Here is a 21,324-nt window from a genome sequence, read left to right on the forward strand (position 1 = left end):
AAAAAAATGGCGTGTCGTGATGGCCGTCGGAGCTTTCAGCCTATGTAACCCCACCAAGACTTACACGAAAAGGGAAATACCATGCGTTTTCTGAAATCACTTGGACTTGCTGCGGCGGTTGCCGTGTCTTTCCTCGGCGCCCCCGCATCGGCGCAATCCGCGCTTCAGGACATTCTGAGCGGCGGCGTTCTCAAAGTCGGCACAACGGGCGACTGGAACCCGATGTCCGTGCGGGATCCGGCCACCAACAGCTATGTCGGTTACGACATCGACGTCATGACCGAACTTGCCACCGATCTTGGCGTCGAACTTGAATTCGTGCCGACCGACTGGAAAACGCTGGTCAACGGCGTTGTCGCGGGCAACTACCACATGACCGGTTCCGCTTCGATCAGTCCTGCGCGCATGAAAGCGGCCGGCTTCTCGGACAGCTACATTTCGGTCGAGATTTTCCCGTTCACCACGGACGATAAGGTCAACCGCTTCTCAGGCTGGGATTCGATCAACGCGGCAGATGTGAAAGTCGCAACCACGCTGGGCACCACCTTCGAAAAGCTGGTCAAGGAATGGTTCCCGGATGCGCAGCTGACTGTGGTCGAAGCACCCGCACGCGGCTATCAGGAGGTCCTGTCGGGACGGTCCGATGTGTTCATCACGTCGAACATCGAAGGCTCCACGCTTGTGTCCAAGTTCCCGAATCTGCGCCAGATCGAAACCGATGGCCCGCGCGCACCGTCGCCCATCGCCATGTTGCTGCCCCAGAACGATCAGGTCTGGATCAACTACGTCAACAGCTGGATCGAACTGAAGAAGGCTCAGGGGTTCTTCGACCGAACTGCGGAAAAATGGGGTCTCTGAGACATCCTTTTCTCAACGGAAAAACCGGCCACTGGCCGGTTTTTTTGTGCCCAACGAAGACTAGCGCTCGCGTTTGATGTCGTGCGGGCCCACCATATCAACGACCTTGATCATCCATCGCAACACCTCTGCGTCATCGCTTGCCAAGTCCTGAGTCTCCAGCAAATGCTCTGCATGTGCGCGCAAACTTGGCCATTGCCGGTAAAAATCAACTGCATCGGTGATCTCGAGAGAGGTCTGCTTTTCGGACATGAAACGGTCCTTTTCTCTTGCCGTTCCCGCAGGTTAGCAAATGCGCCTAGCCACATACTGTGAAATAAGTGTGAACAGCTTGGTTCCGACGCAGAGCGCCGCTAGCATCCTCCCATATGACGGGAGAGGCTAAGGTGGCCGCAGGGCTTGAGATTTCCTTATTCGGATCGTGCGTGCTGCGGTACGCTGATGCGCCTGCGCAGGAAATCACGGGTGCCAAACATCGTGCGTTCTTTGCCTTGTTGGTGACGGCCCCGCTCAATCGGCGCTCGCGCAGCTTTCTGCAGGAAACGCTCTGGGGATTTGCCGATTACGAAAGCGGCCATCAGAACCTGCGCCGTGCCCTGTCGGACCTTCGCAAGATCCTGGGTGACGATTTCGACAGCATCCTGACCGTCACGAACAAGGAAATCGAAATCGATATGTCCCTTGTCAAGGTGATCGGCCATCCCTCGGACGGCCCGTTCCTTGACGATCTGAATGTCCGCGAGCCTTCGTTCCTTGCGTGGCGCGACAGCATCCGGGCAGATCCCAGTTCGGTGAAAGCCCTATGCTTCATCTCGAACAAGCGCGGGCCAACGCGGATCAGGCCGCGTGTCTGTGCATTGCCACTGACCGTACCGCCGGGCGATGCAGAGCTTGCCATCGCGGGCGACTGGATCGCCGAAGAGACCAGCCGCATGATGTCGCGCTCAAGTCTTTTGTCGGTCATTTCACATCTGTCCGGACGGGCGATGTCGCAGCGCTTTATCGACATCGTGAACCTGCGCGAAACGCTTGACGTGGATTACCTGCTGACGGGCAGCATGCGGCGACAGGGCGACACGCTGATTGCCGATCTTGATTTCACCGATGTGCAAAGCGGCACGCTTTTGTGGAACAGACACTTGTCCTGTCCGATGGCGCATTTCTCGCAAGAAGCTTCGGGATGGTTGGTCAACGTGGTGCAATCGGTCGGGCGTGCCATCGCGGAAACGACCCTGCACGCGGGACGCCAAACCCCACTTCCCGAACTGCCGGACCATAAGCTGCTGATCGCCGGAGCGACGGCGATGCATCACCCCAAGCTGGGGGATTTCCTGCGCGCCCGGCAGTTCCTGGACGAAGCGGCCGCCCGCGCGCCAGCCAATCCGCATGTCTTTGCGTGGCTGGGCAAATGGTATGTTCTCAGTATCTTCAAGAATTACAGCACAGACCGTCAGGGCGACACGCAAAAAGCGCTGGATTGCACGGCGAGGGCGCTGGACCTCGATCCGCAGTCAAGCTTCGGCCTGACCATCGACGGGTTCGTCAACGGCAACATCCTCAAGAACATGGATGTCGCCGAGCGCCGCTACAGCGCCGCGCAAGACATCAACCCAAGCGAAAGCCTGTCTTGGCTCTTGCGCGGGTCGCTGATGGCCTTCCGGGACGAAGGCCAATCCGCCATTCGCGCCACAACGACAGCGCGCGACCTGTCACCGATTGATCCATTCGGTTACTATTTCGACAGTCTGGCAAGCTCTGCTCATCTGGCAGGTGGCGACTATCAAAAAGCACTCGAACTTGCCGACCGGTCACTTGAATCGAATGATCGGCATATTTCAACACTGAGAACGCGGATTGCGGCGCTCCATGCGCTGGATCGCGGAGCCGAGGCGCGCGAGACCGCTCAGGATCTGCTGCGGCGGTTCCCGTATTTCAGTCTCGACGATTATCGCAAGACACACCCCTCCGCTGACAGCAAAACCGGGAAACTGGTGATTTCCGCTCTGGCAGAGGCGGGACTTTCTTAAGGCAATTTCAAACAAGGGATACATCTCATGGCACAATATGGTGGATTTGGCGGGTTCGGCGGCTTTGGTGGCTTCGGCGGATTTGGTGGGTTCGGAGGCTTTGGCGGCTTCGGGGGTGGAACGAACTTCACGGGACTGGGCGGCTTTCTGGGAAGCGAAGACCCCGGCGGTTACGACCCCATGACAACCCACGGTCTTCAGACCACAGCCGAAGGTTTGCGGCACCTGACCGATGACGGCACAACGCCGACAGACAAGGAACTGGGGTTTTCTGATCCAAATAATCTCAACGGCTTGGCCACATGGGTGCGCGGATCGCTCTATGTCAGCGAATACCTCGCAGGCATCGGGTCGAATGCAATGGTCGGCGCCGGCGGCGCACCCGACCGCGTGGCACTGTCTTTTGACGGCACGACCTTTCTGACGCTCGACCGCCCTGCGACCACCCTGTTGCGATCGCAATGCCGTCTGGTGTCGGACTACGCCACCCTGCGCGCAGAACGCACTGCCGAGATCACATCGCAGCTTGGCTTTCCAACCGCCTATTTCGCGATGATGCTTGGTCTGCACAGCGCCCAGAACAAGAAGACCTTTGAGTTGATCACGGCCACACAAGTGGCAGCAGCGCATACCGCGATGATCGTGAAAAACCACCTCGCCATACGCCGCCCCGACCAGCTGGACGCCCGTCTGATGCCGATGATCCCGACACCGGGCCACGGCAGCTTCCCGTCGGCCCATGCGACCGAGGCCTATGCCGTGCTGACCGTGCTTGAAGCGCTGGTGACAGCTTGGGACAGCCTTTCGGACGGCGAGCAGCGCATCAAGGCGCTGCGCGGTCTGGCCGAACGCATTGCTGTCAACCGGACCGTCGCGGGCGTACATTATCCCATCGACAGTTGGGCGGGCGCATCGCTTGGCCGGATCGTTGGTCAGGTTGTGCTGAACCGCGCAGGTGCAGGCGCGCCGGTCGCGGAACTGGCCTACAGCGCGGGCGATCACGACTTCTTCGATGAAGACCAGCGCGATCCGGCTATCGCAGCGACGAAAGGGCTGACCGCGACGGGGGCCTCTGCAACACTCTCGGCCAAGCCTGCGTTTTCGTGGCTCTGGTCCGGAGCCGTGGCCGAAGCGCAGAAAGTCTGAGCCATGTTCCCGCACCGACATGATGACGACCGGATCGACAAATATACCGGTCCCTATGAACGCTGGATCTTCTCCGAAGACTTGGGACGCCCCTTCGCGTTCCCGTCCATTCGCAAAGGTCCGTCGAGCCACATCACCGCGCTGATGGAAGGTGAGGGTATGCTTGCGAGCACGGATGACGTCGAAATCCGCATCCCGCCGCTCTGGAAGGACAATCCTGACGTCACGCCCTTTGCCATGTGGAACAAGGCGCTGACCCCGGATACCGACCCGTCGCAGGAAGACGCGGAACTGGCGCGCTGCCTGCATGCGCTGAACGGCACGCGCTACAGGCTGAACATGCCGATTGATCCGGTGACATGGCCCGCAACCTACGACGCGACCGCCACGCCCGAGGGTTGGCAAAAACCCAAGGTCAAACCCCGCGTCATCATCGGTGTGATCGATGACGGTATCCCCTTCCTGCACCGCGCCTTCCGCGACGCGGCGGGCGACACTCGGATCAACCTGTGCTGGCTGCAGGCCGCGCGGGCGGATATATCAGCCGCCGTTCCTTTCGGCTGCGAAATAACGGGCACCCGGATCGACCAGTTGCGCACACAATTTGGCGATCAGGAAATCCGCGCCTACAAGGCCGCCCATGCCATCGACGCCGATCTGCCTGAAGTGGACACTGTGCTCATGCACCACGCCACCCACGGCGCACATATCGCCGGGATTGCCGCTGGAAATGACCCGTATGTGGGTGCCACAGACCTGCCCGACGATGCAGCCGTGATCGCCGTGCAACTGCCCAACACCATCGCCTGGGACACGTCAGGCTTTGGCAAGGAAATGATGATGCTCAGCGCGATTGAGTACATCTTCAACCGCGCCCGCATGATCGCGCAGGCGTACAACTGCCCAGAGATTCCGCTAGTGATCAATTTCAGCTACGGCTGGAGTGCCAATCGCCATGACGGCCAGTCGAGTTTCGAACGCGCGGTCGAAGCTCTGATCACGGACCGGCGCAAGGTGCAGCTCTGCACGGAACTGGTAATGCCGACGGGCAACAACTTTGCCAATAACATGCATGCACGGTTTGCGCCCGAGGATCTGGAGGACGGCAGGGTCAGTTTTGGCTGGCAGCTCAAACCCGATGACCGCACGTCGAGCTATCTGGAAATCTGGCTGCCGCCGGATCGCGACCCAAAAGGCTGGGCTGTCACCGTGACCCCACCAGCCGGACATCCGACCGAGTTGCAGCAAAGCATCTCGGTCAAGGCTGATCCCCTGCTCAAAGACGGTGATCCCCGTCAGTTCGTTGAACTCGAAATCGGCGGCAAGAACATCGGCCAACTTTCGGTAGACAAACATCTGGGCAACCGCTGGCGCGTGATGCTGGCGATGATCCCGACCGCTGGCAGTCTTGGTGCCGGGCGACGCACGCCAGTGGGGCTGTGGACGGTCAGGATCGACACGGGGTCCGACCCGCTTGGCACAGGTGAACATATTGACGTCTGGGTACAGCGTGACGATGATCCGACGCAGTTGGGCACCGGCGGCCAGCAAAGCTATCTGGTCGACCTGTCCCACCCAACACCGCCTCGTGTGTTCGAACCACCAGCCCTGACCCCGGTCCGTGGGTTTGGCTGCCTCAATGGCATCGGCACTGCGCCGTCTGTGTTCCGCATCGCGGGCTACATGGAAACCACGCTCAAACCTTCAGGTTACAGCGGTAGCGCGTCGATAAAGGTCGACGCACAGGGTGGCGCCGTTGTCGATGCCAATCTGCCCGCCGCGACAGCCACGGCGGATCAAGGTTGGTTCAGACCCGGCTTGCCTTCCATCGGGGTGCTGTCGGGATCGGGTGCGCGGATCATCGGGACAAGTGCGGCCGCGGCCACGGCAACGCGGTTGATCGCGCTAAACTTCATCGCAGGTCACCCCGCGCGGCAGGGCTTTACAGAGCTCTACCCCGGCATAACACCCGATGCCCGGACACTTGCCAGAACAGGGCCTTACCGCGTGCCGCCCGTCTGCGGCACCGCTCCGAAACACCCACAGGAGCAGCCGTTCATCGGGGTGTGAAAAACGCGTTCACAGCGTCCTCACTCACCCTACGTCAACCATCTCTTTACTCTTTGGATCGTGTCGAGCGGCTGCTGCCCCTGCCGCGCACGATCCTTCGGAGTAAAGACGATGACGTTCCAAATGCAATCACACGGTGGGGCGCAGGCGAAACGCGCACCCACCGAAAAACCTCAACTTCTTGAGGCGCTGCGCCCCGCCGACGGTGACATCGCCGTGGACGAAGCCGCCGACTTCGGCTTTCTGCTGCCTCCCGGTGGCGACGCCAGCCAATACCTGCCCGCCGTACCGGACGCCGATCTCGACCAGTTGGGCGACCTCATGGTTCCCGATGTCGATACCGTAGATGCCACGCCCGATGGCGCATTGGCACCGGTCCTGACCTATTGGGGGCAGTTCCTTGATCACGAACTGACCGCCCGGACCGACCGCGAAAGCGATCTGACCGGCATTGACGACCCGACACCTAAGGCCACGGGCGAAGAGATCGAACGTCAACTCAAGAACGCGCGCACGCCGCGCTTTGACCTCGACTCGGTCTATGGCGGGCTGCCTGTCGGCACGTTTTCAGACCCATCCATTCAACATGCCGCGTCCGTCCTGCGCACAGGCCTGCGCCATCCGGTCCACACCGCCAAGATGCGCGTCGGGACAGCGGTCGAACCGGGCCCCCTACCCGACGACACGCTGGATCCGCACCGTGACCTGCCACGCTTTCATCAGGTCGAGCAAAAGGTCCGCGATGCTGCGCTAGACATTGCCCGCGCACAGATGAACGACGACGCATTTGCCAAGTTTGAAGCCGGACTGCCCAAGCGTGCGCTGATCGGCGACATGCGCAATGACGAAAACATCATCATCGCGCAATTCCACCTGAGCTTTCTGCGGTTTCACAACAAGGTGGTAGATTTCCTGACCGAGAACGACACTGGCTGGATTGCAGATTTTGACGCCGCCAAGTCTCTGACCAAGCTGCATTACCAGTGGCTGGTCGTGCATGGCTATCTCAAGGACATCTGCGACCCAGCGGTCGTGAGCCGCATCCTCGACACCCGCAACGCGCATTATGACGCCTTCCGCGCGGACTATGCCGCGCGCAATCCGGGGCGTGTGGTGGGCAACGTGATCCCGCTGGAATTTTCGGTTGCTGCCTTCCGGTTCGGCCATTCGATGGTCCGCAATATCTACGACTACAACCGTACGTTTGGCCGCCCCAACGGTACGGCCCCGTTCGATCAGATCTTCGCCTTCACCGGCGGCGGCGGTATCGGGGCGCGGTTCGGGTTGAACCTGAACAACATCCCCAAGAACTGGGTCATCGACTGGGCGCGGTTCGTGACCCCCGATGCCAGCTTTGCCGATGGCGGCCCGCAGCGCGTGGCGCGCGCGGTGGACACGGTGATCGCGCCGCCCTTGGGTGACATGGCGAACGAAGGCGGAGATTTCGACGCAGGCACGCCAGACGGGGCTGCATTGCGTGCCCTCTTCCGGAACCTTGCCCGCCGCAATCTGCGTCGTGGCAAGAGCCTGCGCCTGCCAACCGGCCAAGCCTTGCACGCCCACCTAAAAAGCATCGGCGCGGTCACCAGCGATCCGCAGACGGATGTCCGGGCATGGCTGGACAACAAGCCCGAGCTTGCAGCCTTCCTCGACGGTCACGCCTTCAACAGCGCCACCCCGCTCTGGTTCTACTGCCTTGCCGAAGCCGAGGGCACAGCCGGTCCCGGCCTCGGTGAGATGGGCAGCTGGATCGTCGCCGCCACCTTCATCGGTGCCTTGATGGACGACGCTGACTCGGCACTGTCACGGGAATTCTCGCCCGACCAAAGCCCTTTGCGCACTCCCGATGGCGACCCGATCGACACGATCGAACGCTGGATGCGCTTTGCGGCGGTCCTCGCCTGACCGCCCCGGCCGGTCCTTTCCTCCCGGGGACCGGCCACCCTTTCCCCTTTGCGACAGGAGCACATCATGCTGCCTTTTGACGACTTTCAGGTTGAGACCTTTCTGCGCACCGGCGAACACGAAGCAACCCTGCGCGCCGAATTCGGAGATGCACTGTATGAAGACCTGTCGCATCTCGCGCAGGATGCCGCACGCGAAGCACCGCTGTTCGAGGCCCGTCGTCGAAAGGTCTTCATCCTCCCCGGCATCATGGGATCGCGGCTCAGTGCAATCCGCAACGGACAGGCTGATCTGGTCTGGATCGACCCCACCGATCTTGCCGCCGGGGGCATTGCCAAGCTGAAATGGGGCGCGACGGTCGCGGCCACGGGAACGGTTCTCGCCCCCTATCTGCGGATGAAACTGCGCCTGACGCTGGCGGGGTTTGACGCCGAATTCATGCCATTCGACTGGCGGCAATCGCCTGCGGTGGCCGGAAAGATGCTGATCGACCGGATCCGCAATCGCGGCCTCACCGACGTGTCGCTGGTCTGCCATTCGATGGGTGGTCTGGTTGCCCGGCAGATGGCGGCAGAGGACGTGGATGGGTCCCTGATCTCGCGCGTTGTGACCATCGGCACACCAAACCACGGTTCCTATGCGCCGGTGCAGGTGTTTGACCTCAGCCACGACATGCTTGGCCCGTTGGGCTTTGCCGATCTGACCAATGACCGCAAGACGATTGTCGACAAGTTTCTGCGCGGCTTTCCCGGTTTGGTCGAGATGATGCCTTCGCCGGACAAGCGCCCGGATGAGACCTATTTCACGCGCAGTTTCTGGCCCAACGGCGCGATACCGCCAACCGCCAATGCCCTGCGTGCCGCCAGACTGGGACGCGATGACCTGCCCGAACCTGATACTCGGTTTCACCAGATCATCGGCACAGGCGAAGACACCGTGATCAGCGCGGCCAAAACCGCGGGTGGTTTTACTTATCACCGGTCGTTTGACGGCGACGGAACCGTGCCGCGCGATCTGGCGGAAATGGGCGATGTCGCCCGGTACTATACCGAAGGCGCGCATGGCTGGCTGTGCAACCGCTCTGACGTGATTGCGGGTACGATTGATCTGATCGGGACAGGTGCGACCCATGGGCTGGACAGCACGCCACGTCTTCGCACGGTCGAGGCTGCGATGTCTGATGTGACCAGCGCGGATTTGCGGCTTGAGACCCTGTCGGGACTGCCACCCCTGCGCGAAACCGATTTCGCAGGATCGTTCCTGTCCGGACGCGCCGATAAAGAACAGCCTGTCGGCGCGATCATCTCAGACGCGCCTGCGACCGATCAAAGCGCCTATCCTCGGGCCGTTGTCGATGCGGCAAGCCTGCGCTGGAAAGCATCGGATGCAGAGCGCAAGTCGGTGCTCCAGTCGCAGCATGAAGCACGGCCGCTCAGCGCGGAAACTCCGGAACGGATCGACGCCTACACGCGTCGTCTGCTGACAATGGTGGACGCCGCGAGCGCCAATGGACAGGGCCGTAAGCTCAGCCGCGAGCTTGAGACCGCGCTGGAAGGTCTGGAAACCAAAACACCCGGCGTTCTGCCTCCGACCGGAGCAACTGCAGCGATCCTCGAACGGGTGATTGGTGAAGCAGAGGAATTCCTGTCGGTCATGTTCATCAAACGCGCCCTTGTGGCTGCAAAAGCGGTTGGACGGATCGTGTCCACTTCGACCGGCCAAGGGTTTGGCACTGGATTCCTGATTGCACCGGGCGTTCTGATGACCAACCACCATGTTCTGCAAAACAATCATGCGGCAAGCCGCGCGTCCGTGCAGTTTCGCTACGAGTTGGAGATCGACAGCCGCCAGACCACTGGCCACTGCTTCACACTGGAACCCCAACGCCTGTTCCATGCCAACGAACGCCTCGACATGGCCATCGTTGCCGTGGCGCCGGTGAGCGAGGATGGCGTCAGTCTAGAGGATTTCGGGCATCTGCCGCTGATCGGAGTCGAGGGCAAGATCCGCAAGGGTCAGCCCGTCAACATCATCCAACACCCGCTGGCGGGCCGAAAACAGGTCGTGTTCCGCGAAAGCCTGCTGACCGCCCTGCCCCCCGACAACGACCATGTGGCGCATTACACCGGCGACACACAGCCCGGCTCGTCCGGCGCGCCGGTGTTCAGCGATCTCTGGGAAGTGGTGGCACTGCATCACTCAGGTGTGCCCGACCAGACCGAGTCCGGACATTACGTGACCGTGGATGGCGGCATTTGGAACCCGTCTGCCGATCCCGAGATGAAAACCGTCAAGTGGATCGCGAACGAAGGCATCCGCGTGTCGCGCCTTGTTGCGCATCTCAAGACCGTTGCGGACCGTATGTCCCGCGACGGTACGGCGGGCGCAGAACTGGTCGAAGAGGTGCTCGCCGTGGGCCGTGATGCGGTTCACACCGGCGGCTTCAAAATGCCGTCCCCTCGCACCAATGAACGCGCGCCGACCTCCCTCGCGCGGGACACGAGGCCTGCACCGACGACCCAGGTGGCGGGCATCACCATTCCCCTGCGTTTTGACATTTCCATCGGAGTTCCGGACCACCCCCCTTTTTCAACCTCGTCCTAGGGGCGGCGCCTCTGGCTGGCACGCAACCGGGCCAGGTTGGTTCCCTTCGGATCAACGAACCGGTCGCAATTTCAGACCCTATTTCAACAAGGAATTCAGACATGGCTAAATCAAAGAAAGAGGGCGTCGGCCACGTGCAGGACAGCCCGAACGATCCGGTATTCGTTCCGAACCTCGGTGACATCGAAATCCTCAGAAAGAAGATGACCGAAGAGTCGCTCACGCCGGATCGGCTTGAATATGGCGACATTCGCGAAACGATATGCGGCACCACCGACGACAGCCAGCCGGTGGAGCAATATGACGGCAGCCTTGGCGTCACCCGTGCCTTTGTCGACACCCATCAGGGGCCTGTCGGCGTGCTGCGCTGGCACACCAATCTGGCCAGCGTCTACACCAATCCGGGCAATGTCGCGGGGCAGCGGTGGTGCACCGGTACGCTGATCACCGAGAACCTGTTCCTGACGGCAGGCCATTGCTTTGACCAGACCGGCGGCGGTTGGAACAGGCCGCGGATCAACGGCACCAACAACATCATCTCGTCACAGGAAATCGCCACACGGATGAATGTGGAGTTCAATTTCCAGGTCGACAGCAATGGCGTTCTGCAAAGCCCGGTGTCCTTTGCCGTGGAAGAGCTGATCGAATACCGTCTTGATGGTCTCGACTTTGCCATCGTCCGTCTGTCCGGCAACCCCGGCCAGCAGTTCGGCGTCACCCGTCTTGCCGAAGACGATGGCAACCAGGGCGACATGATCTGCATCATCGGCCACCCCGCCGGGCAACCCAAGCGGATCGAAGCGGGACCCATCACCAGCTTCGAGGACTTCCGCGTTCGGTATAACGACATCGACACGCTGGGGGGCAATTCCGGGTCCGGCATCCTGCGCGCCAGCGATGGCTGCATCGTCGGCATCCACACCAATGGCGGCTGCAACGCGGCGATGACCGGGTCGAACTTTGGTGTGCGGATCACGCGCGTTCGTGCAGCGTCTCCGACCATTCAGGCGATCGGGGCGCACACCAACACGATCCGCGATATCATTACGAGCATGGTGGCCGACAGGATCACGACGATCCAGTCGGATCGTCTGACCACCGTCCGCGATGATCAGATCAACACATTGCCGACCTTCGACCGGCAACCCACCACAGTTGTCTTGGACAAGTTTCCGACGAATGTCATCGATGACCGGGGTCCAACCAATATTCTGCGCGATCTGCGTCCGACCTCGATCATCGACGATCGCGGGCCGACCAATATCCTTCTGGATCGCGGGCCGACAAGCATTGTGCTTGACCAGGGCCCGACCAGCATTCTTGCAGATCGGGGCACAGACCCCATTGGCGACCGCAAGGTCAGCGGGCTCGACAAGCAGTTCTCGGACCGCATCCCGGATCGGTTCGGCGGATTGCGCGGTGGGCGCCTGGGCGAAGCAGGCGCAATGCCATTCGTCATGGCAACGCCACACCATGCCACCGGCGCGATGGCGGGTCTCCAGCAGACCTACACCGGCGATGCCGAGGCGCAGCAGATCGAAGAGCTTGTCGTCTATTACGAAGAGCTGTCAGCGATGGCAGAACAGATCCTGACCGAGATGGCCGAGATCGAAGCGCTGTTCGACGATCCCCAAAACTGATCGCCTCAGGAAAGGGCCTTCGCGGCCCTTTCCGACGCCCCTTAATCGGAGATTTCCCATGATCCTCATTCTTTCCAGTGACGACGATGTTCATGCCCGCCACGTGATGCAGCACATCGCCGAAAGCGGTCACACCGCCACTCTGCTCAACCTTGCCGATTTCCCCAAGGACGCGCACCTGATCTTCGAAGCGGGTCAGTCTTCGTCCCGCCGTTTGATGCAGTATCGGGGCCGGACGATTGATCTGTCTAAGGTGTCCTCTGTCTGGTGGCGCAGACCGCAGCCTTATGGCATGCACCCGGACGTGACCGATCCCGTCCTCGACCATTTCGCCATTCGCGAGGTGGACGAGGCGATCCAGGGGCTGTGGCTGTCGCTTGATGCGAAGTGGATCAATGTGCCAAGCCGCGATCAGGATGCCAGCCGGAAGGCGTGGCAGCTTGATGTGGCGCGCTCGGTTGGCCTGACCATGCCGCGCACGCTCATCACCACCGATCCCGACGCCGCCCGCGCGTTCATCGACCGCGAAGGCGTGGACCGGACCATCTACAAACCCTTCCAGGGCAGCGAGGATGCCTGGCGCGAGACGCGGCTTCTGAAGACGGAGGAGTTGAACAAGATCGACGCCGTCAAATACGCGCCGGTGATTTTTCAGGAATACATTGAGGCCACCTGCGACCTGCGTGTGACCGTTGTGGGCGACCAGATTTTCGCCGCAGCCATCGACAGCCAGAAGGCAGCCTATCGCGTTGATTTCCGCATGGACATGAATGTGGCGATCACACCCACCACGCTGGCCCCCGAAACAGAGGCGGGCATCCGAAAGCTGATGCAAGCGCTCGACCTGACCTACGGCGCGATCGACTTCCGGCGGCGCCCGAACGGCGAGGAGGTGTTCCTCGAAATCAACCCCGCCGGGCAGTGGCTGTTTGTCGAAGACCAGACCGGCCAGCCCATCAGCAAAGCTGTGGCGGACTGTCTGGTGGAACGCGCAGACACCAAACGGGTCCCAACACTCACTGACCCAATCATGGGTCGGGTCATTCGCGCGCCATTACCTACGTTCAGATCAGACCAGACCGTCGTCGCGAGATAACCACAAGCATCAGGATGGTGACCAGATACGGCAAGCTCGACAGCACTTGCGACGGTAAACCCACGCCCATCGCCTGGGCTGTCAGCTCGCCCAAAGACAGGATACCGAAAAGCAGTGCGCCAAAGGCCACTCGCCCAGTCTGCCACGTTCCGAAGACCACCAGCGCCAGCGCGATCCAGCCGCGCCCGGCGATCATGCCATCGGCCCAAAGTGGTGTGTAAACCGTTGACGCATACGCCCCTGCGATACCGCACATGGCACCGCCAAAGGCGACGGCAACCAGACGGATCATCATCACCGGATAGCCGATGGACCGCGCCGCATCAGCGTTTTCGCCTACCGCTGCGATAATCAGGCCCAGCTTTGTCCGGTTCAGGACCCACCAGAGCGCAACTGTTCCGGCGATGGCCAGCCACACGACGATGTCTTGTGTCAACAGAGTTGGCCCTATTACGGGGATGTCTGACAGCACCGGAATGTCGATCTTTGGCAGCCCTTTGATGGTGAGGCTTTCATAGGTTTTCCCGAACAGCGCTGACAGACCCAAGCCCAGAACGCCGATCGCCAGCCCCGCCGCCACTTCGTTGGCGCGCACGCCGATCACGAGAAAGGCAAACAGCATGGCAATCACCGTGCTCACCAGTGCCGCAGCCAGAAATCCGACCACATGCGACCCGGTATGATAGACGCAGATAAAGGCAATCGCCGCGCCAATGGCCATCATCCCCTCAAGCCCGAGGTTCAGAAGCCCGGTCTTTTCGACAACCATCTCGCCCAGCGCCGCCAGCAGCAACGGCAATGAGGCGGCCAGCGTTCCCGCCAGCAGAAACTCCAGCCCGCTCATGCCGCCACCTTACGGTCAATCTCGATCCGGAAGCGGATCAGGGTAAAGGTCAGCAGGTAGAAGAAGAGGAGCAATCCCTGAAACACCTCGACCGCCGCGACGGGCAGGCCGGCGGAGACGGTCGCGCTGTCGCCGCCGATATAGATCACCGAAATCAGAAAGCTGGATGCGATGATCCCCAGCGGGTTCAGCCCGCCCACATAGGCGACGATGATCGCCGCATAGCCGTAGCCTGACGTGACCGAGCGCTGGAGTTGACCCAGCGGCCCAGCCACTTCGCTCGCACCGGCGATCCCGGCGGCGAGCCCTCCCAAGCCAAGGCCCAGCCAGACCATTCTGGGTGCAGAGAACCCAGCATAGAGGGCGGCACGCGGTGCCAAACCGGCTGTGCGCAGCTGGTAGCCCCGGAAATGGTGCTGCATCATCAGATAGGCAAAGACGCTGGCGGCCAGCGCAAAGAGCAGCGAAATGTTGGTGCGTGTCCCGTCGAACAGGATCGGCAGCATCGCGTTGTCGGGGAACATCACCGTCTGCGGGAAATTGAACCCGCGCGGGTCTTTCCACGGCCCCAGCAGAAGGTAGTTCAGGATCTGCACCGCGATCAGAGCCATCATCAGCGTGACAAGGATCTCGGACGCCCCAAAGCGCGTGCGCAAGGCAGCAGCGATCAAGGCGTAAATCGTGCCCCCCAACGCGCCGAACGCGATCATTGCAGGCAGCATCATCGGGAAATTCCCGTCAGGGAAATAGACCGGCAAGGAGGAGGCACACAGCGCGCCGACGATGAACTGGCCTTCCGCCCCGATGTTGAACACGTTGGCGCGAAACCCGATGGCCAGACCTTGGGCGATCAGCAACAAAGGCGCCATCTTCAGAAGGACTTCGGAAAAGCTGTACCAGCTCAGAAACGGCTTGAGCAGCAGCGCATGAAGCGCCGCGCCAGCGGGTTTGCCAAGGGCTGCAAAAAGGACAAGGCTTGCCAGACAGGTGAGCAAAAGCGCAAGCACGGGCGCGGTGAACATCGCAAGCCGCGAGGCGGAGTCACGGCGGATCAATCGGAGTTTCACGTCTCAGCCCCAATCATGTAACGACCAATCTCTTGCGGTGTGGTCTCGGCGGCGTTCAGGGCGGGCGACAGATGCCCTTTATGAAGCACATGGAGCTTGCTGCAGATCTCGAACAACTCATCCATTTCCTCGGAAATCACGAGGATCGCGCAGCCCTGATCGCGCATGTCGAGAAGACGGCGGCGGATCGCGGTCGCGGCCCCGATGTCGACGCCCCATGTGGGCTGTGACACGAGCATCACATCGGGGTTCAGCATGATTTCGCGCCCGAGGATGAACTTCTGCAAATTCCCACCCGACATTGCGCCAGCCTCGGCGTCAGGTCCGGGCGTGCGCACGTCAAAGGCTTGGATACATTCTCGTGTAAACGCGCGTTCAGCGGCCCGCTTGATGAACCCGCGCGACAGCATGTTGCGGCTATGCGCCGTCAGAAGGCTGTTGTCGGCCAAGGACATCTCTGGCACCGCCCCGCGCCCTAACCGTTCTTCGGGGACAAAGGCAAAGCCCAGCTTGCGCCGCGCCATCGGGCCAAGGTGCCCGACCTTCTTGCCCATGATTTCGATCATGCCGGGTTCATGTGCGCGGGTTTCGCCCGAGATGAGCGCAGCCAGTTCCTGCTGCCCATTGCCGGAAATTCCGGCGATGCCGATGATCTCCCCGCTGCGCAGCTTGAGGTCGATCCCGTCCAGCGCGGTGCCAAACCTGCTGGCACGCGGATGGCTCAGCGCATTGAGACGCAGGCGTTCCTCGCCCGGCGGTTGCGGCGCGGCATGGGCCACGTTCGGCATCTCGCGCCCGATCATCAGCTGTGCCAGCGACCGGGCGTCGTGTTCGCGGGGGTCGACGCGACCTGTCACCTCCCCACCGCGCAGAACGCTGGCGGTGTCGCACAGCTCCCGGATCTCATCCAGCTTGTGCGAGATGAACAGGATCGCCATGCCCTCGGCCTGTAACTTGCGCAGGGTCTCAAACAGGCGGCGCACGCTTTGCGGCGGCAAGACCGAGGTTGGCTCATCAAGGATCAAAAGCTTGGGGTTGAGCAGCAGACAGCGAATGATCTCGACCCGCTGGCGTTCGCCTACCGACAGCCGATGCACCATCGCGTGCGGATCGACGGACAGCCCGAACTGGTCGCCCAGATCGGTGATCTTCTGCGCCAATTCTGCCGGTTTTCCGGGGATCATCAGCGACACGTTCTGCACGACGCTCAACGTCTCGAAGAGCGAGAAATGCTGGAACACCATCCCGATGCCCAGCGCTTGCGCGTCCGATGGTCGGGCAAGATGAACCTCTTGCCCGTTCCAGTAAATATGGCCCGAATCCGGCTGTTCGACCCCGTAGATGAGCTTCATCAGGGTGGATTTGCCTGCCCCGTTTTCGCCCAACACGGCATGGATCGACCCCGAATGAACCTCGAGGTCGATGTCATGATTGGCCTGAACCGTGCCGTAGCGCTTGGAGACCTTTGAAAGCCTCAGCAGCGCAGGCTGGCTCACGACGGCAGCGGCGTGGTGACGCCCGCCACATGCCAGTCCATGCTGATGATCTCGTCATCCGTCATGGCAACGCCGTCCGCAACACGCTCAGCACCAGCTTGATCGGTGAGCGGGCCTTTGAAGACGACAAAGTCTCCGGTGGCGATTTCAGCCTGCTTGGCTTCGATTTGCGCAATCATGTCAGCCGGGATGTCCGGGTTCCAGTCGGCGGTAAAGACCACGTCGTCTTCCATGCCCAGCCAGTAGTTCGCACCGGGGAAATTGCCTGCGACATGACCATCGACCAGACGCTTGAAGTGCGGGCCCCAATCGGTGCCGACGACGCCAAGATATTTGCTCGGCGCGTATTTCTTCATCGAGGAGTTGAGGTTGTACGCATAGACCCCGGCCTCTTCCGCGACGGCGATCACGGACGGTGTGTCCTGCGCGTTCGAGAAGAGGATGTCGACATCCTGCGAAATCAACGCCTTGGCCGCTTCCTGTTCCGATGCGGGGTCGAACCAGCTGTTCACCCAGACGACGCTCATGGTGATTTCGGGATCGACCGACAGCGCGCCCAGCATGAAGGCGTTGATCGAGGTGATCAGTTCCGGGATCGCAAACGCGCCAACGCAGCCGATCTTCTTGGTCTTGGTCAGCGACGCGGCAGCCATGCCCATGAGATAGGTGCCCTGCCAGTATTTGGCCGTGAAGGGCGCAAAATTCGGCTCGACCATGAAGCCCGAGGCGTGGATGATCGACACATCGCGGTTGCGCTTGGCGATCTGGATGCCACCGTTCTGATAGCCGAACGAGCCGAGCAGCAGAACCTTGTGCCCCTCAGCCACAAGACCGTTGGCGATACGGTCCGCATCCGGACCCTCGGCGATGTTTTCCAGAACGGTCACTTCCAGCTTGTCGCCATAGGCCTCTTTGACGGTGTTCACACCTTCCATGAGCGTGTGCGACCAGCCCACATCAGCGGCGGGCGATGGCAGCACGACGCCCATCTTGAGAACCTCCTGCGCATGTGCGCGCATCGGCAGCGCAAGTGCGGTTGTGGCGGCAAGCGTGCCTTTCAGAAAACTGCGGCGTTTGAGAGTATCAGACATGGTTATCCCCGTTGGTTGTGTTTGGCAGAATGGTGTGAAGTGTCTCTTCGGCGGCTGCGAACAGCGCGCCTTCGTCGATCCCCGGAAATTCGCCTTTGTGCCAGACGATGCGGCCGTTGATCATGGTAAGATCCGTGGGCGCGCCGACGCCAACCTTGGCCAAAAGGCTGATCGGATCATGGCGTGTGCCGACGAAATCAAGCTTGCGGGTGTCGATGGCGAACAGGTCTGCCGCCATTCCGGGGCGCAATGCGCCGATGTCCGTGCGCCCCAGCAGCGACGCGCCACCTTCGGTCGCGTAATGCAGGAACCTTCCGGGCACCGGAACCCCGTCTTGCCGGGTCGACGCGACGAGGCATTGCAGCATGTAACCGGAATGGATGCAGTGCATGAGGTTCGAATTATCGTTCGACGCCGCGCCATCGCAGCCAAGGCCCACCCGAACGCCCAACGCATCCATGGCTGGGATATCCGTCACCTCGGCCCCGACCAGATAGACGGGTTCGGGGCAGTGCGAGACGCCCGTACCCGACGCCGCCAGCTTGGCCAGTTCAGCGCGCGTGAGTTCCCAGCCATGGGCATAGAACACGTCCGCCCCGGCGAACCCGATCTCTTCGCAATAGTCCACGGTGCGCATCCCGTGCACCTGTTCGATCACCGGGCTTTCGCCCTCGCCCACATGGCTGTGCAGGATCACACCCTTTTCGCGGGCCAGCGCGACGGACTGCTCGAATGTCTCGCGATAGCAGTTGACCGGTTGGCAGGGAGCAACCGCCACCTGCTGCATCGACAGCGGTGCGGGATCGTGAAACGCGTCAATTGCGCGTTCACAGGCGCTAATGAATTCATCTGTGCTTTCGAGCATCTCGTCCGGGATCGTGCTGCCTTCCGACTTGGGCAACGTGTTGCCCCCGCGCCCCGCGTGAAAGCGCATGCCCAAAAGCTCTGCCGCCTCGAATTGCCGGTCGATGATGTGCGATCCGGCATGGCGTGGAAAGCAGTACTGGTGGTCAAACGCCGTGGTGCAGCCATGCTTGATCAACTCGGCCATCGCCACGACAGAGCTGTGGTAGAAACAGTCCTCGGACAGGCGCGAGAAGATGGGGTAGATGCGGTCCAGCCATTCGATCACTGAATAGCGCGTCCAGTCCAATTCGGCGCGGTTGCGCACGAAGCATTGGAAGAAATGGTGATGCGTGTTGACGAGGCCGGGATAGATGAAGTGCCCCGTGGCGTCGATGATGTCTGTTCCCTCGGGTGCTTGTCGCGACAGGTCCGGGGCAATCGCCACGATCGCGCCGTTCTCGCAAAGGATATCGCAGTGCCGCAGGACCGGATCGCTGGCCGAGGTGACAATCGCCTCGCAGTTCTTGAGAAGGATCGCGGTCATGCCGGGTGCGCCAGTTCATGCAAACGGTGGATGCCGGGCATTTCGATGAACCCCGGCAGGGATCGGATGGCGCGCATCCAAAGGCGTGTGGATGGATATGGATCGAGAGTCACACCTCCATCCGGGGCGAGCGCGGTGTTCGGGAAACAAGCAATGTCCGCGATGGTTGGATTGGAACCGGTGAGGAAGATCAAGCCATCAAAGCGTTGTTCCGTCAGATGCGCCTCCAGCTTGCGCAGCGCGGAGACACCCTTCGCGCGGGCTTGGTCGATGTCAGCTTCGTATCCAATCACGTCGTGCAGACGGGCAAGGCCAAGGCTGTCGTTGAGGTCAGATGCGAAGGCCAGCCAGCGGTCATCATCGGTATTTTGCCATTCCGGATGATCCGCCGTCAGGTGACGCAGGATGTCAGCGCTGTCGGTCAGAACCGTGTCGCCGTCTTGCAGGATCGGCAGCGTGCCCTTCGGGTTCAGCGCCAGCATCTCGGCCGACTTGTGTTCGCGGCCCGGGTGAAAGTTCACCGCCCGCAGGTTGAGCGGCGTGCCGAGCAGCGCCGCCATCAGACGGACCTTGTAGCAACTGGCGCTCAGGACGTAGTCGTAAAGGATCATGCAGCCACCAACTGTGCGCCGTAGGTATAGCCGATCTTCTTGAGCCAACGGCGATAGGCGACCGAGGTCATGTCGGCCTGTGTCGGCACCTCCATCCCCGGATCGAGCGGCAGCTTGCGCGGCAACTGGTTCTCCAGGATCGACCGGTCCTGCATGAAGATCAACTGCTGGAAGCTGACCATCTCGGACATGGTGGAATCGTCGTCATAAAGCGCCATCCACGGCCACACCTCGCACCATTCTTCGGTCAGAGGTTGGACAAAGAGTGTGATGACATCCCATTCGCCGGGGCGCGGTGGGCAGGTCTTGTAGAGCACCGAACAGGTCGGCGCGGGCACGCGGTACATGTATTCCGTGGTGATCCCGCCCGCAGCGGATTTTGCGGCCTGCGGTTGGTAGAACTTCACCTTGGTTGCCCAGACCTCGTCCACCTCTTCGCGGATCTTCACGTCGTAGCGATCCACTTCCGTATGTGGCTCGGCGCCCAGAATGTCGGTGTGCACAAACGGGAAATGCGCGATGTCGAGGAAGTTCTCAACCGCCCGGAGCGGCGAACATTTGACCTTGACCGACCCCACATCCACCAAACGGCGTCCGGGGCTGTCGGCCTCGGGGATGGTGAAGAGGTCACGATTGGGTTGGCCCGGGCTGGTCCAGAGATGGCCGAACCGTTCTACGGTGGGCAACTCAGCGCCAGATGCGTCCAAGACCCAGCAGGTTCCATCTTCGCGGCCCAAAGAGATTTTTTTACCAAGCAGTAAAGTTTCGCGCGGGGCGTCGATGCCCGAGATCATCGCGACGGGATACCAGTGATTGTCGATGGCCGCGTTCATGCCGGCACCCTTTCCAGAGTAGCGCGCAGGTCTTCGAGCCAGCGCGACACGGCCTTGCGGTCGGCGTCGGGCGCGGCAAGCGCATGAACCATACAGGTGCGATCCGTACACGGCTGCACGGCAAGCAACGCGTCATGGTCGGAGACAACGGCAATTGTTGTAAAGCTATGGGCCCCGAAATGCGCGGCAAGGTCGGGTGCCGAGAGGCTGATCTGCAGGGAGCGGATCGGGTCGCGACCGCCAAGCATCGGCAGCGGGCTGTCGGTCTCGGTCAAGGACACCCAGATCACCCCGCCGTCTTCCACGCAGCGATAGGTAGGCACGCAGATCGTGTCTGGCGGAGTCAGCTTTGGATGCGCCGGGATGTAGTCGCAGGAGCCTGCCTCGTTATATTGCCAACCGTGATAGATGCAGGCGAGCGTGTCGCCGCGTACAAACCCGTGCGACAGGCGCATCCCGCGATGCGGACACCGGTCGGACCAGGCGTGATAGCGCCCCGACGGCGTGCACCAGATTGCAAGTTCGCTGTCGGAGATGCGGCTGGGGATGACCACGCCAGGCGGAACATCCATCTTCAAAGCTACAGCAACCCAGTCCATGTTCTCTCCGCGGAAGTCGAGACGAGTAAGACAGACCGGATTTCGAC

At 61.2% G+C, this 21,324-nt stretch carries 17 protein-coding genes; 8 read left to right on the top strand and 9 right to left on the bottom strand.

Translation table 11 applies throughout. The features are described 5' to 3' along the window. The first annotated feature begins 81 nt into the window (after positions 1-81). Positions 82-858 carry a transporter substrate-binding domain-containing protein gene (locus ACMVPR_RS13175; protein WP_416883257.1) on the top strand — a complete coding sequence of 259 codons (777 nt, stop codon included), beginning with the start codon at positions 82-84 and terminating at the stop codon, positions 856-858. 60 nt (positions 859-918) lie between these two features. On the opposite strand, the gene ACMVPR_RS13180 is transcribed toward ACMVPR_RS13175, so the two are convergent. Further along, a complete protein-coding gene (locus ACMVPR_RS13180) occupies positions 919-1,110 on the bottom strand; it encodes a hypothetical protein (protein ID WP_416883258.1) in 192 nt (63 codons plus the stop codon). A 116-nt stretch (positions 1,111-1,226) separates the two neighbouring features. Between ACMVPR_RS13180 and ACMVPR_RS13185 the strand changes: the two genes are divergently transcribed. The 7 genes from ACMVPR_RS13185 (at position 1,227) to ACMVPR_RS13215 (ending at position 13,346) form a co-directional block, all read left to right on the top strand. Then, the gene (locus ACMVPR_RS13185; protein WP_416883259.1) at positions 1,227-2,885 is read left to right on the top strand and encodes a hypothetical protein; all 1,659 of its coding nucleotides are present in this window, start codon (positions 1,227-1,229) and stop codon (positions 2,883-2,885) included. 27 nt (positions 2,886-2,912) lie between these two features. Further along, the gene (locus tag ACMVPR_RS13190) at positions 2,913-4,031 is read left to right on the top strand and encodes a phosphatase PAP2 family protein (protein ID WP_416883260.1); all 1,119 of its coding nucleotides are present in this window, start codon (positions 2,913-2,915) and stop codon (positions 4,029-4,031) included. 3 nt (positions 4,032-4,034) lie between these two features. Next, positions 4,035-6,101, top strand: coding sequence for a S8 family serine peptidase (locus tag ACMVPR_RS13195; protein WP_416883261.1), 2,067 nt, complete (start codon positions 4,035-4,037; stop codon positions 6,099-6,101). 111 nt (positions 6,102-6,212) lie between these two features. Beyond that, positions 6,213-8,006 carry a peroxidase family protein gene (locus ACMVPR_RS13200; RefSeq protein ID WP_416883262.1) on the top strand — a complete coding sequence of 598 codons (1,794 nt, stop codon included), beginning with the start codon at positions 6,213-6,215 and terminating at the stop codon, positions 8,004-8,006. A 66-nt stretch (positions 8,007-8,072) separates the two neighbouring features. Beyond that, complete coding sequence (locus ACMVPR_RS13205; protein ID WP_416883263.1) at positions 8,073-10,610, top strand: trypsin-like peptidase domain-containing protein; 2,538 nt, start codon at positions 8,073-8,075, stop codon at positions 10,608-10,610. A gap of 101 nt (positions 10,611-10,711) precedes the next feature. Next, positions 10,712-12,250 (top strand): trypsin-like serine peptidase, encoded by a 1,539-nt coding sequence (locus ACMVPR_RS13210; RefSeq protein ID WP_416883264.1) that lies wholly within the window; start codon positions 10,712-10,714, stop codon positions 12,248-12,250. 58 nt (positions 12,251-12,308) lie between these two features. After that, positions 12,309-13,346, top strand: a complete 1,038-nt coding sequence (locus tag ACMVPR_RS13215) for an MvdC/MvdD family ATP grasp protein (RefSeq protein WP_416883265.1) — start codon at positions 12,309-12,311, stop codon at positions 13,344-13,346. Here ACMVPR_RS13215 and ACMVPR_RS13220 read toward each other — a convergent pair. Genes ACMVPR_RS13220 through ACMVPR_RS13255 form a run of 8 tightly spaced genes read right to left on the bottom strand, consistent with a single transcriptional unit; the run spans position 13,315 to position 21,277 of the window. Next, positions 13,315-14,190: an ABC transporter permease gene (locus tag ACMVPR_RS13220; protein WP_300580420.1), complete on the bottom strand. Its 876-nt coding sequence runs from the start codon at positions 14,188-14,190 to the stop codon at positions 13,315-13,317. The genes ACMVPR_RS13215 and ACMVPR_RS13220 overlap by 32 nt on opposite strands. After that, positions 14,187-15,257, bottom strand: a complete 1,071-nt coding sequence (locus tag ACMVPR_RS13225; RefSeq protein WP_416883266.1) for an ABC transporter permease — start codon at positions 15,255-15,257, stop codon at positions 14,187-14,189. Before ACMVPR_RS13225 ends, ACMVPR_RS13220 begins: the two co-directional genes overlap by 4 nt. Next, positions 15,254-16,753 (bottom strand): ABC transporter ATP-binding protein, encoded by a 1,500-nt coding sequence (locus tag ACMVPR_RS13230; RefSeq protein ID WP_416883267.1) that lies wholly within the window; start codon positions 16,751-16,753, stop codon positions 15,254-15,256. Before ACMVPR_RS13230 ends, ACMVPR_RS13225 begins: the two co-directional genes overlap by 4 nt. Continuing rightward, the gene (locus tag ACMVPR_RS13235; RefSeq protein ID WP_300580411.1) at positions 16,750-17,844 is read right to left on the bottom strand and encodes a BMP family ABC transporter substrate-binding protein; all 1,095 of its coding nucleotides are present in this window, start codon (positions 17,842-17,844) and stop codon (positions 16,750-16,752) included. The genes ACMVPR_RS13230 and ACMVPR_RS13235 overlap by 4 nt, the downstream gene beginning before the upstream one ends. Further along, the gene (locus ACMVPR_RS13240) at positions 17,837-19,234 is read right to left on the bottom strand and encodes an amidohydrolase (RefSeq protein WP_416883268.1); all 1,398 of its coding nucleotides are present in this window, start codon (positions 19,232-19,234) and stop codon (positions 17,837-17,839) included. Before ACMVPR_RS13240 ends, ACMVPR_RS13235 begins: the two co-directional genes overlap by 8 nt. After that, positions 19,231-19,845 (bottom strand): glutathione S-transferase family protein, encoded by a 615-nt coding sequence (locus ACMVPR_RS13245; RefSeq protein WP_416883269.1) that lies wholly within the window; start codon positions 19,843-19,845, stop codon positions 19,231-19,233. Before ACMVPR_RS13245 ends, ACMVPR_RS13240 begins: the two co-directional genes overlap by 4 nt. Beyond that, positions 19,842-20,678 (bottom strand): aromatic ring-hydroxylating dioxygenase subunit alpha, encoded by an 837-nt coding sequence (locus ACMVPR_RS13250; protein WP_416883270.1) that lies wholly within the window; start codon positions 20,676-20,678, stop codon positions 19,842-19,844. The genes ACMVPR_RS13245 and ACMVPR_RS13250 overlap by 4 nt, the downstream gene beginning before the upstream one ends. Continuing rightward, positions 20,675-21,277: a Rieske 2Fe-2S domain-containing protein gene (locus ACMVPR_RS13255; RefSeq protein WP_416883271.1), complete on the bottom strand. Its 603-nt coding sequence runs from the start codon at positions 21,275-21,277 to the stop codon at positions 20,675-20,677. The genes ACMVPR_RS13250 and ACMVPR_RS13255 overlap by 4 nt, the downstream gene beginning before the upstream one ends. Between the last annotated feature and the right edge of the window lie 47 nt (positions 21,278-21,324).

The organism is Marivita sp., assembly GCF_048006345.1.
In the GTDB taxonomy this organism is placed as follows: Bacteria; Pseudomonadota; Alphaproteobacteria; order Rhodobacterales; family Rhodobacteraceae; genus Marivita.